Source organism: Bifidobacterium sp. ESL0769 (genome assembly GCF_029395495.1).
Taxonomy (GTDB): domain Bacteria; phylum Actinomycetota; class Actinomycetes; order Actinomycetales; family Bifidobacteriaceae; genus Bifidobacterium.
In genome coordinates this window covers 1095462-1108488 of the sequence record NZ_CP113918.1, presented here as the reverse complement: position 1 = coordinate 1108488, position 13027 = coordinate 1095462, and the positions used below count along the sequence as shown (strand labels likewise).

Annotated in this window: 9 protein-coding genes; 1 reads left to right on the top strand and 8 read right to left on the bottom strand. The window is 55.5% G+C overall.

Going from position 1 to position 13027, the window contains the following annotated elements; all coding sequences use genetic code 11:
* Positions 1-46: 46 nt before the first annotated feature.
* The 4 genes from OZX72_RS04475 to OZX72_RS04460 form a co-directional block, all read right to left on the bottom strand.
* Positions 47-1546, bottom strand: coding sequence for a dihydroorotase (locus tag OZX72_RS04475; RefSeq protein WP_277159205.1), 1500 nt, complete (start codon positions 1544-1546; stop codon positions 47-49).
* Positions 1547-1688: 142 nt separating this feature from the next.
* Positions 1689-2108, bottom strand: a complete 420-nt coding sequence (locus tag OZX72_RS04470; RefSeq protein WP_277159204.1) for an aspartate carbamoyltransferase regulatory subunit — start codon at positions 2106-2108, stop codon at positions 1689-1691.
* Positions 2108-3064, bottom strand: coding sequence for an aspartate carbamoyltransferase (gene pyrB / locus OZX72_RS04465; protein WP_277159359.1), 957 nt, complete (start codon positions 3062-3064; stop codon positions 2108-2110). The genes OZX72_RS04470 and pyrB overlap by 1 nt, the downstream gene beginning before the upstream one ends.
* Positions 3065-3346: 282 nt before the next feature.
* Positions 3347-6490: a bifunctional [glutamine synthetase] adenylyltransferase/[glutamine synthetase]-adenylyl-L-tyrosine phosphorylase gene (locus tag OZX72_RS04460; protein WP_277159203.1), complete on the bottom strand. Its 3144-nt coding sequence runs from the start codon at positions 6488-6490 to the stop codon at positions 3347-3349.
* Between the two features lie 201 nt (positions 6491-6691).
* On the opposite strand from OZX72_RS04460, the gene OZX72_RS04455 reads away from it, so the two are divergent.
* Positions 6692-7066, top strand: coding sequence for a hypothetical protein (locus OZX72_RS04455; RefSeq protein WP_277159202.1), 375 nt, complete (start codon positions 6692-6694; stop codon positions 7064-7066).
* Positions 7067-7209: 143 nt separating this feature from the next.
* Here the strand turns inward: OZX72_RS04455 and metF are convergent, their stop codons facing one another.
* The 4 genes from metF to OZX72_RS04435 all read right to left on the bottom strand — a co-directional run bounded on the left by metF (position 7210) and on the right by OZX72_RS04435 (position 12986).
* Complete coding sequence (gene metF, locus OZX72_RS04450) at positions 7210-8061, bottom strand: methylenetetrahydrofolate reductase [NAD(P)H] (RefSeq protein ID WP_277159201.1); 852 nt, start codon at positions 8059-8061, stop codon at positions 7210-7212.
* 86 nt (positions 8062-8147) lie between these two features.
* Entirely contained in the window at positions 8148-10487 is a 2340-nt protein-coding gene (gene metE / locus OZX72_RS04445) for a 5-methyltetrahydropteroyltriglutamate--homocysteine S-methyltransferase (RefSeq protein WP_277159200.1), read from the bottom strand.
* A gap of 167 nt (positions 10488-10654) precedes the next feature.
* A complete protein-coding gene (locus OZX72_RS04440; RefSeq protein WP_277159199.1) occupies positions 10655-11800 on the bottom strand; it encodes a tRNA (adenine-N1)-methyltransferase in 1146 nt (381 codons plus the stop codon).
* Positions 11801-11981: 181 nt separating this feature from the next.
* Positions 11982-12986, bottom strand: coding sequence for an NAD(P)-dependent oxidoreductase (locus OZX72_RS04435; protein WP_277159198.1), 1005 nt, complete (start codon positions 12984-12986; stop codon positions 11982-11984).
* Positions 12987-13027: the final 41 nt, after the last annotated feature.

Here is a 13027-nt window from a genome sequence, read left to right as displayed (position 1 = left end):
AACTGTTATATTTATTCATATATCAGTTCGAATTCCGTTTAAAGCTTTATCGAACCGTCTTTTCGATTGCCACACTATCCTGCAACCGACTAAATACCAGCTTTGAACCGATGATTGTCGCCATTGGTCTGCCGGTAAGCTTCCAACCATTGAAGGGAGTATTGCGTCCTTTGGAATGGAATTTCGACGAATCCACGGTCCATTCGCTGTGGGTATCGATCAAGGTCAAATCGACATTTTCGGGATGTTCGACCTTACTTAAATCGAGCGTCCGTTTCGTCGCGCACTTCGATGAGGTGTTGAGCAGCATTGCCACATCCGTCGGCGTATGGCCCATCAACCGTTCAGGAGCCAAGGTCATGAGCTCAATTAGCCGTTCATCGCTGATGGCACCGCTTTCGACCAACACCTTGCGGCAGACGCCATAGGCACATTCCAACCCGATGATGCCGTTTGGAGCATCGGCCAGACCGGCGGCTTTCTCGGCGGCCGTGTGCGGGGCATGGTCAGTGGCGATCATATCGACGGTTCCATCCGCAATCGCGGCGACCGTGGCGCGTCTGTCCGCCTCGCCACGAAGCGGCGGGTTCATCTTGGCCATCGCACCGTACTTGAGAATATCCTCATCACATAGTGCGAGATAGTGCGGTGCTGTCTCACAAGTGATGGGCAGTCCCTCGGCTTTGGCTTTGCGAACAGCGTCGAAGGCTCCAGCCGTCGAGACATGCTGAAAATGGATGTGGGAACCTGTACGTCGTGCCGCCTCGATGTCGCGCTCGACAATGGCAAGTTCGGTTTCTGCCGGAATACCAGAGAGACCGAGCTTTCTGCTGACGGCCCCATCGTTAATGGAACCGGAATCGTGGTGCTCACAATGCTCCAAAACCGGCAGTCCCGTAGCCTTCGAGTCGGCGAGTACCGCGTCAAGAATCTCATCGGTAATGGCTGAACCGTCATCGGTAATGGCACGTAATGGATGCTCTTCAACAGGGCTTTTCAGGCTCTGGCTCGTCTTCGCATCCTTGTTATCTCTTCGTGCTGATTGACCGGCTGAATCCATGAATCGTTCATAATCTGCAGGTTGTGTCGGCAGTTTCCCGGCGCGTCCCAGCGAGGCACAGACGGAAACGTCATAGCGAACCGGCAATTTCACATCGTGCAATTGCTCGTAACGTTGCAGGTAGTCAAGCACGTTGTAGACACCGACTTCCTTGAGTTCCTTGCCGCCGTCAACAACATCCTGAACATTGATGTCGCGCCCGTCGGCCGCAGGCAGGGTGTTTGGCATGATAAGCACGCGCGTATAGCCTCCGGCCGCAGCGGCCTGCGAACCGGTAACCATGGTTTCTTTGGCAAGCTGACCAGGGTCGCGGAAATGCACATGCGGATCGGTAAGCCCGGGCGCAAGAATCAACGACGAACCGTCGATGTCACCGGAAACGACGGCACCAGGCTCGGCGAACGAGCGTTGCGCGTCGATTTCCGGCACGACGAGGTCGACGCGTTCGCCGGTGTCCCACACCGTAATGTCATGAATGGTCAGCATGTGCATTCCGTTCTTTCGATAAACCGCTTATTCGTAATGTTCCAGCTTGATTGGTTCCATCAAAATCATCAATCAAACCTTTCGTCTGCATCAAGTCCAAATTCCAATTAAAGCGACGGAATTCGAGCCTAATCAGCATTCGTTACAGTTCCGCTTCCTCGTCGCAATAATCGCAGCGATATTCGCGACGTTCTGCATTGGCCAGATAGAACCGTTGTTCCAGACCGGTCTCAGAAGTAGTCACGCAGCGCGGGTTCTTGCAGGAGATGACACCAACCAGATGCTGCGGCAACTCCGGTTTGGCTTTTTCGACGATCTGTCCGCCGCGAACGATGTTGACCGTGGCATGCGGGGCGATAAAGCCGAGTGCGTCCAAATTCAGGTCTTCAACGTCCTCGAGCTTGATGATGTCCTTGGCTCCGAGCGCGTGGCTGGTCGCGTTCATGATCAGTGCCAGCTTGGTGGTAGTCGGATCGACCTTCAGATAGTGCAACACAGTGAGCGCGGTTCCAGCATCCACATGGTCGATGATGATGCCGTTGGTGATGCTTGTGACTTCCATCAGACCAGCACCTCCTTATTCTCCTCATAACCGGGCAGTTTGTCGCCGAGCACCGAACTTTCCAGCGCCATGCGCATAAGCATGCCGCGACGTACCTGTTCGAAGTAGGCGGCGCGCGGGTCGTCGTCGACTTCCTTGGCGATTTCGTTGACACGCGGCAGCGGGTGAAGCACAGCCATCGTGGGTTTCGCGAGCTTCATCTTGCCCTCGTCAAGGATGTAGGTGTCGCGCAGGCGCAGGTAATCATCCTCGTTGAAGAAGCGTTCCTTCTGCACGCGGGTCATGTAGAGCACGTCGAGGTCACCGATGACGGCAGACAGATCCTTGGCCTCGACGTAAGAGCAGGTCGGGCTCTGGTCGATGCAATCGAGCACATATTGCGGTGTTTTGAGTTCATCGGGGCTGATCAGCACGAAACGGACATTGCCGAACCGGCACAACGTGGTAATCAGTGAATGGACGGTACGGCCGAACGTCAAGTCGCCGCACAATCCCACGGTAAGATCGGTGACGCGTCCGAATCGCGCCTGAATGGTCGACAAATCGGCCAGTGTCTGCGTGGGGTGCATGTGTCCGCCGTCGCCGGCGTTGATGACCGGTACGTCCGAGGAGTGCGCGGCGACCAGCGCGGCGCCTTCTTTGGGATGGCGCATGGCGATGATATCGGCATACTGTGAGACGACCTTGACGGTATCATGAATGGTCTCGCCTTTGGTGGCCGAGGAAAGCTGGGCGCCGGCGAAGCCGATGACTTTGCCACCCAAACGCAGCATCGCGGTTTCGAAACTCAGGCGAGTACGTGTACTGGGCTCATAAAACAAAGTGGCCAACACCCGGCCATTGCAGGTGTTCGCCACTTCTTTACGGTGAGAATCGATGTATTGCGCTTTGTCAAGCAATAACCGAATCTCGGAAATCGGTATGCTGTCCAGCGTCACCACGCTGGAACCAACCAATGATGATCGCCCGCCCCCATCAGCGGGATTCTTCGTAGGTTTTTGTCTAATCGACATCGGCTCACCTTTCGTCAACCAAGGTGGCCACTTCGTGTGACCATTGACAAGATACCCGCATACGGCGACACGTATCGGCAATCTCACCTTTCCGAGCATGTCAGCGAGAAATGACTAAAACCACTTTTCATCGGTTCAACATCACCGATTCCAACGCGAAGCACGATCGGCAAGGCAATGAACGACAAATCGATATTCCCGAGAAAACATATCGATGGATGAGTCTCACTGCCCATAGAAAAGCCGTTCCATCACCTCGCGGCAGCGGCGCATTACGGCTTGCAGGTCATTGCCGAAGTATTGGCCGCGGTTCGCGTCATATCCGAGGAACGTCGCCACTCCACCGAGCCCGTAGAAATCAGATGGCAGCACGTCAGCCTGCGAAAGCCGTGCACCCCACAGATAGTTGCCGTTGCGGGCGGCGGTGAGCATTTTCCATGCCTTGCGCAGCGCGTCGGCATCATCGCAGTTGATATATTCCAAGCGTTCGAGCTCATCGAGGGCTGCCAGCGTCGAGTTGACACGAAGGCTTTCATGCTCACCGGCATGTTGGAGCTGTAGTAGCTGGACCGTCCATTCGACGTCGGAAAGCCCGCCGGCACCGAGCTTCAGATGCTGGTTGCGTTTCACCCCGTGAGGCAAACGTTCCGCTTCCATCCTTGCCTTGAGCTTGCGAATCTCGCCGATTTCCTCGTCGGTCAATTCTCGGTCCATATAACGCAGCGGATCTGCAAGCTGGGTAAGGAAATCTTTTGCCAACTGTGCGTCGCCGGCGGCATACCGCGCCCGCAGCAACGCCTGGCGTTCCCAGGTGCTGTACCACTTGGTGTAGTAGTCGCGGCACGATTCGTAGGAACGAATCAGCGGGCCATTTTTGCCTTCAGGACGCAGCCCGAAATCAAGGTCAATCTTCGGTTCGAGACTTGACGGGCCCTGCAGAATGTTGCGCAGGTCGTTGACCACGTTACGCGCGAAATCAGCGGCTGTTTTTTGCGTATCATCGCCGTCTTCGGTTGTTGCGATTTGCATCGGCCGGTACATCATGATGATGTCGGCATCGGAACAGAAGTTGACTTCGCGGCCTCCGTAGCGGCCCATGGCAATAACACTGATGGCCACCGGGGCCGAATCCAGCTTCATCTCGGCGCATTGATGATTGACCGCCCACTGCAAGCCCGCTTCGATGGCGGCATCATAGACGTCGGTCATGCCGTTCAACCCAACACCGTCGTCAAAGACCTTTGAAGTCCAGCCAAGTCCGATTCGTTCGATCTCGTGACGACGCATCGCACGGATGGAAGTGGCGAAATCATTCATATTGTCGACATAGCGCGAGACCGCGGCCTGGGCACGTACATCAAGACTTTCGCGCGTTCGCGGCATCAGCATCCCATCGTCGCCCAGCCATGTCACCGATTCGATGGACTGGTTGAGCGAATCGCCCAGCAACCTCGAATTGGAGAGGATATGACAAAGTCTGATCAGCGCCTGCGGCGAATCGCGAAGGAAACCGAGATACTGGCTGCCGCCGCCGAAACGCTCCTCAAGCTTTCGCCATTGCAGAAGGCCCATATCTGGGTTCTGCCCTTGTGCCAGCCATTGCAGAATCGAAGGAAGCAGGATGCGGTTGATCTTGGCCGCTCGGGAAACGCCCTCGGTCAGCGCCTGTACGTGGCGCATGGCAGCATCCGGATCGGCGAAGCCGATGGATTCGAAGCGCTCGCGGGTCGCCTTATCGCTCAATGTGACCTGATCGTCGTCAAGCTGCGCGTTGATGGGCAGCATCGGACGATAATAAATATCGGTATGGAGACGGCGCACTTCAAAGCGCACTTTGTCGTATCGCTCCACCAGCTGGTCGGGAAGCAGACCGAATGCACGGCCCATACGACGCAGTTCCGGGTTGTCGTCGATTGCGCGCGTGTCGGCATTGCGTACGATATTGGGCACGCTTTCATTGGCCTTGCCCACGTCGGGGAACAGATGTGTGCGTTTGAGCTCCCACATCTGCGCACGGTGCTCGAGCACCCTTTCAAAGCGATAATCCTCATCAAGCCTTGCAGCCTGAGGACGAGCGACATATCCGCCAGCCGAAAGCGCCTGCAACGCACCCAGCGTGGAACGGCCACGCAAGGATTCATCGGAACGACCATGAACCAGCTGCAGCATCTGCACCGTGAATTCGACATCGCGAAGTCCGCCTTTGCCGAGCTTGATCTCGCGGTCGCGCAGGTCCGGAGCGATGTTGTCTTCGACGCGTCGGCGCATGTTCTGGCAGTCGTAGACGAAATTATCGCGCTTCGAAGCTGACCAAACCAGTGGTCTTGTCAGGTCAAGATAGGCTTTGCCCAACTCTTCGTCGCCAGCGACCACCCGCGCTTTGAGCAACGCCTGGAACTCCCAGTTGCTCGCCCACTTCTCGTAATAGACGCGGCAGGAATCGACCGTACGCACCAGCGGGCCGTCCTTGCCCTCCGGGCGCAAGGCGGTGTCAATCTGCCAAAGCGGCGGCATATCGACGCCAGGTATCACAGACTGGCAGATCTTTTGCAGGGTCATTCCGATTCTCGTGCCGATGCGCGTCAACGTCACGCCGTCGATTTTCTCATCGCTTTTCTCCCCACCGCCAACTGCAGCAAGCGGTTCTACAATATACACCAAGTCACAATCGGAAACGTAATTGAGCTCCTGGGCCCCGAGCTTGCCCATGCCGATGACGGTGAAACCGCAACGTTCGCTGCCCTCGACCTGCATTCTGGCGATATCGAGCGCCGCGCCGATGGCGGCATCGGCCAAATCGGAGAGCCTTGCGCTGATTTGCGGTTGTATTTTCACCGGATCAGCAGTTGTCGTGTCCTCGGCCATGATGGCCGCAAGCTGAAGATAATAATTCTCACGCAAGGCTTGAACGGCAATAGCCATGTTGCTTGTCGGCGACGGAGTATCCGTTTGTTTCGAAACAGCCGTTTTGACGGCATCGCTCATATGCCCAATACGTTCGGCCCGGCTAAAGTCAAGACTTCCGCACGGATCACAAGCCGCTGCAGTCACCAAATCCGGATGTGCGCGCATCAACCCGCCCATCGCATCCGAAGCGCCCAAAACCCCAATCAAACGGGCAAGTGCCTCTGAGTTATTGACAAGCTGCGCGCAGTTCTCCTGCGAAGTCATAATCTCAACAAGATGCTTCAACGCAGTATCAGGATCACATGCCCGCTCGAGTGCGTCAAGCACGTTCTTGAAATCAGCCTCACTGAACCCTGCACACGCTGCCAAAGACGCGAACAAATCTCGGCTTTCGCCTAAGTCCTGCAGCCCTGCATGGATGAGCTCGCGATTGCTGATGTTGACGTCCTCGGAATGTTCCATGGCTCCAATTTACAACAACCCACGCTTCGAACGCGCATAAGCCGTAATCAAATTGCTGACTTTATCAAACGGCTCGTATATTTACCACGCAGTTATCAATTTCATTAATCTCCATTCCGAAACTGCAGCAACAATAATAGCTGGCGTTGGGCAGAATATCGGTTATCCTATAAATAACGAAAATTTATACGGGAGAGAACATTGGGAACCATCGACATCGTTGTTGCGATTATTGTGGGCATCGCAGGATTGGCGACCGGGCTTATCGTCGGAGCCATGCCAGCATTCACCAACAAATTGAATGACTGGCAAAATCATTTCCAACAATGGGCCGGTATCATTCTGGTCGTCGTGTTCTTTCTGCTGATCTACAACAAGCTCGATATATCATCCTGGTCGATTATCGTTTCCACCATAGCTGGGTTCGCCCTGGCAAAAATACCTCCGCTCCACCAATGGATTATCGCGAAATTCCCGATGTTGGCACCGAAAGTTGAGGAAAAACCGAAACCCCAACCGGCCCAGAACCGTAAGCCCAAAAAGAAGAATGGCAAGAAGCACAAGCATACCCACTGATTCCGGTAATTTCGGGCCAAATTTTCAACGAGACTGATTCCGGTAATTCCTGAGCCTGATTTTCACGAAAGCAATGTAGCACCTGATTACAACGGAACGAATCCGGTCCGCTTTTCAATGAAACCGATCTATCCGTTTCGATATTATTCCTTGACTCCAAATAACGGCTCGACGTTGGCCCATATTCGACGGGCCAGCGCGGCACGGTTCATCGTGTAGAGATGAATGCCGTCGACGCCATGCGCCACCAGATCGGCAATCTGCTCGGAGGCGTAATTGATGCCGGCCTGTTGCAGGCAGGGCGTATCGTCGCCCCACTTGTCGACCATGCGCTGCACGGCCGGTGGAACCTTGGAACCGTTGCGCTTGGTCATGTTGTTGATGGATTTGACACTGCGTACGGGCATGATTCCAGCCTCGATCGGCACATCGATGCCCTTGGCACGCGCAAGATCAAGGAAACGGTAGAAATCGTTGTTGTCGTAGAAAAGCTGGGTGATCAGGTGAGTGACGCCGGCATCCACCTTCTTTTTGAGGTTGTCGACATCATCTTCCAGGCAGGAGCACTCGAGATGACATTCCGGGTAGCAGGCGCCCATGATCTGCATATCGGGGTCGTGCTCGCGGATATAGGCAGCCAAATCGCTGGCATGTTCGAAATCCCCGCAAGGTTCGTTGCCTTCGACGTAATCGCCTCTCAACGCCAGCACGCCAAAGACACCGGCCTCACGGTAGAGACCCAAAGCCTCATCCACCGTTGCCTTGCTGCTATACAGTGCCGTCAGATGGGCGACGACCGGAATGTGATAGTCATAGTTGATGGCATGGGCAATTCTGGCCGTCTTGACCCGATCGGCATGGGTGCCGTGACGGTAGGTAACGGAAATGAAATCGGGGTTCAAACCCTGAAGCCCGTCAAGCGCATCGTAGATGGCGCCTACCGGGGAATGCGGCTTTGGCGGGAATACCTCAAGCGAGAAAATCGGCGAATGCATGGCTGTCTCCTGTGACAAATCGTGTGGCCGGCATCGTTTGCTGTTGCTTGATGCCGGCCACACGTTGATAGTACTTCAATACTTACTTAGTTGCGCGAGCTCTGAGAATCGTTCGCCAGTTCGGCGCGAACGGTCCTGGCGGCTTCGACCATATGCTCGAGGCTTGGCCAGGTCTCTTCGTTGCCGCGGGTCTTGAGTCCGCAGTCGGGGTTGATCCATACCCGGCTGGGGTCGGCTTTCTTCAAAATGGCGTGGATGCGGTCGACCAGTTCCTTGGTGGACGGGATACGCGGCGAATGGATGTCGTAGACGCCAGGGCCAACCTCAGTCTCGAAGTGAGCATCGTGGATGGCGTCAAGCACGACAAGATCACCACGGGAAGCTTCGAACGAAATCACGTCGGCGTCCATGTTGTCGATGTCCTTGATGATGTCGTTGAACTCGGAATAGCACATGTGGGTGTGAATCTGCGTGGTCGGTTTCACGGCGGAATGTACCAGGCGGAAGGCGGGAATCGCCCAATCGAGGTACTTCTTGTGCCAGTCGGAGCGACGCAGCGGCAGCTTCTCGCGCAGCGCGGCCTCGTCAATCTGGATGACCTTGATGCCGGCGGCCTCGAGGTCGAGCACCTCGTCGCGAATGGCCAGAGCAAGCTGCTGGGTCTGCAGCTCGTTGCTGATGTCTTCGCGCGGCCAGGACCAGTTCAAGATGGTGACCGGGCCGGTGAGCATGCCCTTGACGACGTGCTTGGTACGACTTTGGGCGTACTTGCTCCAACGCACCGTAATCGGCTCTGCGCGCGAAACGTCGCCCCAAACGATTGGAGGCTTGACGCAACGGGTGCCATAGGACTGTACCCACGCGTTCTTCGTGAAGAGGTAACCGTTCAGGTGCTGGCCGAAGTATTCGACCATATCGTTGCGCTCGAATTCGCCATGGACCAGCACATCGAGGCCGATCTGCTCCTGATGGGCGATAACCTGGTCGATCTGGCCGGCGATGAAACCGTCATAGGTCTTCTGGTCGATTTCACCCTTGCGAGCCTTTGCCCGCATGGAACGGATCTCACGGGTTTGCGGGAAGGAACCGATGGTGGTGGTTGGCAGTTCCGGCAAGTTGAGTTCCTCGTGCTGCAGCTTCCGGCGCTCGGCGCGGGCCGGCTGACGCACAAAGTCCTTGTCGGTCAGCGAGGCGAGACGCTGGGCCACGGCCTGATCAGGGGCCACGCGGCTGCCGTCGAAGAGCGCCTGGTTAGCGGCCAGAATCTGCGATTCCTTACGCAACGTGTCGTCATCATCGGCCAACTTGGCGACATCGACCAGTTCGCTGAGCTTTTCGACAGCGAAGGCAAAATGTTTGCGTACTTCCGGCTTGAGCCCGGTCTCACCTTCCGTGCTGAACGGCACATGCAGTAGCGAGGAAGCCGTCGAAACCGCAACGTTGTTAGTTTTGGTCTTCAGCGCATCAATCAGACCGAGGCTCTGCGCGTAGTTGTTGCGCCAGATGTTGCGGCCGTTGATGACGCCGGCGAAAATCGTCGTGTTTTCGGAGACACCATACTTCTCGATGGCGGCAAGGTTCTCATCGCGTCCTTCGATCAGATCGAGGCCGACACCATCGAATCCGAAGGAGTTCACGGTCTCGTAGATGTCGGCGATGTTGCCGAAGTAAGTGTTGAGCAGCACCTTGACGTTCTTGCCATCAGCGCCGGAACGTGCCGGCAAAATGGCGGAATAAAGGGCCTTGAAGAGCTCAGTGTCGCCGTCTTCCTTGTCAAGCACCAAGTAAGGTTCATCGAGCTGCACCCATTGCGCACCGAGTTCGGCGAACTTGCGAAGGATTTCGGCGTAAACACTGGAAACCGCATCGACCAGGCCACGGTCGAGCTCCAGATCTTCGGCCTGCGGATTGCGGGCCAGCTTGAGGAAGGTGTAAGGTCCAATCAGCACCGGCTTGGTAACGATGCCTTGCTCCTTGGCCTCGTTGAATTCGTCGAACGGCTTGGTGGAATTGAGCTTAATCTCAGTCGATGCGTCGATTTCGGGAACCAGATAGTGATAGTTGGTGGTGAACCACTTCTTCATCGGCAGCGCGGTAACGTCACCTTCCGGCCCCTGATAGCCGCGGCCCATCGCGAACAACGTATCCTCGGCGTTCTCGAAGGAGAGACGACGGTAACGTTCCGGGATGACGTTAAGCAGAATAGCTGTATCGAGCATCTGGTCGTAGTAGCTGAAATCATTGCTGGGGATGAGGTCAACGCCTGCTTCGGCCTGCAGCTTCCAATGGTCGGCACGCAGCTGCTTGCCGGTCGCGCGCACGTCATCAAGGCTGGACTTGCCTTTCCAGTAGCCTTCGATAACCTTTTTTAATTCGCGGTCGCGCCCGATGCGCGGGAAGCCGGAAACCGATGTGAGAGCAGACATAATTCCTCCAGAAGTTGACAGACGACTATCAAAATCTTATCAAAAAATCCCGTTCAAAGGGCATCAAGCCACTTAAGGTGTCGTTATAGATTGCGTTTATATATCAATTCTAGAGAAATTAAATATTTACTGCGTCAGGAACAAAAAGACTTTGTTTTTATTTTTGATTACCGCTTACAGCTCATTGCTTTCGGCTCAATCTCGCGCAATTGGTCGCCGAGGTCGCGCAGAACCTTGCGCAGCTTGCGGTCGCTGATGTCACGGAGTTCCAGATCGGCAAGACGCTCGGCCTGCTGTTCGTCGGTCAGAGAATCAATGTCGGTGACGGTGTCTTTGGTGGCGCGGTCACGCTTGCGAAGAGCTTCAAAGCCAGCAGCCATGGCTCGGGTAACGATAAGAAAACCGGTATGGCCGATCATCTGGTGGTCAGGACGGACTGCAAGACCTTGCGCCTTCCACGTACGCTCGAACGTCTCCTGCACTTCCGGTTCCGTCCAGCAACCGGCTTCACGCAACGCCTCGCAGAAGCGCGACATCTGCGTGGTCGTGGTGATGTAAGCAATCAGCACACCGCCGGACGCGATGACACGATAGGCCTGTTCCAGCCGATTCCATGGATCAAGCATGTCGAGCACGATCCGGTCAAAGGGTTGGGGCGCATAATCTGAATTCAAATCATCTCCACCGTTTGAATCAGAAGATGATGAAGATTGGATTTTTTCTGCTAATTTTCCGGCAACAGAATCGAAATCGCCGGTTAGCAAATCCCACCATTGCGGGCGCCTTCCGTAATAGAGCGTCGCATTGGCCTCGGCTATTTTGGCGAATTCGGGACGCATCTCGATGGTGGTCAGATGGCCGGACTCCCCCACTGCATCAAGCAGGTTGAGGCTCATCGCGCCGCTGCCGGCACCGGATTCCAGCACGTTGAGACCGGCACGGATGTCGCCGAGCTGGATGACCTGGGCGATGTCTTTCGGATACATGATTTGTGCGCCACGCGGCATGGAAAGCACATAGTCCGCGAGCCTCGGCCGCATGACCGCGTAATCCCAGCCGCCGATGGCACGCGCAGCCTTCCAAGGCTTGGGTTTGTCGTGACCGGGTGTGCCGCCGCTTATCTGTGCTTCTCGCTTCGAGGTGACGGTGGTGACAACGATGCCTTCAGTCGAACCGATGACGTCGTCGTGCAGGATGATGCCGTGGTCGGTCTGGGTGGTGCCGCCGACGACAAGCTGGTCGGTGATCTTCTTGCCCTTGCGGTCCGTGAACTGGACCTTCTCCCCCGCTTGCAACGCCCCACGTCTCGGCATACCCGCTCCTTATTATCCACGTAACACAAACTGACGGCTGGTGGCTGGCAGAAACCTTTCACCAACATCTTGCCTTATGTTCTCACGTCGTCTCGATGGATCTCAACAAAACGAAAAGGAATTTAAGCATAAAAATCGACTTATTATATGCTTAAATTCCTTTTGGATATGAAAAACCAGCTCAGTAGTTCAGCTTGTACACTGGCTCCTTGCCTTCGGTGACGCGCTTGACGTCGGTCATGCTGTGCATGACCATGTTGCGCACGGAAGTCTTGGTGTAGAAGGCGGAATGCGGGGTGATGATGACGTTATCCATCGCCGAAAGCTCGCGATAGAACTGCGGTAGCTGCGATTCGTTGTCAAACCGCTTCATGAACAGCCCGGTTTCCTCGGCGAAAACGTCAATGGCAGCGCCGGCGATCTCGTGATTCTTGAGCGCCGCAACCAGGGCCTGTGTGTCGATAAGCGGGCCACGCGCCTGGTTGACGATGAACGCCGTGTCCTTCATCATCTTGAACTGCTCGGCACCGATCATACCGACCATGTAAGGCTCAAGCGGTGTGTGCAGCGTCAGGATATCGGCCTCGCGCACCACGGTGTCGAAATCGGTGTATTCGAGGAAGGCATCGTTGGCAGCGTTGGTAATCAGATCGTTGCCGATGACGGTGGCGCCCAACGCGTGGAAGAGCTCGGCCACGGCGGAACCGATGCGGCCGACGCCGATGATGCCGACGGTCTTGTGATAAATCTCGTCGCTCATTTCCTCGGAAACACGCACGAAATCGCATTTACGCTCGTTGCCGAGAATCTTGCCGTAATGGCGCAGCAGATACATGGTGGAGGCAAGCGTGTTTTCGGCGACCGCGCGCGGCGAATAAGCCGGCGTGTGAGTGACCAGGAAATGATACTTTTTGATGTAATCCATATTGAGGATATCGAAACCGACCGTACGCAGCGCGATGTGGTGGATGCCGTAGTCGATCAGTCTTTTATAGATTTCCTCTTCGACGACATCGGGAACCTGCTGCATGCTGACGGCGTCATAACCGTGGCCTTTGGCCATATCAACCGTTTCAAGCGTCAGATCATCCGGCGTCGTCACCAGCTCGTCTTCGGGATGATTCTTCATCCATTCGTCGACGTAATCCTGTCCTTCGGGGCGGATGTTGTACAGGAGGACCTTCATTGTTGTCCCTTTCTTCTTTATTGCAGCAATAAAATGTTATC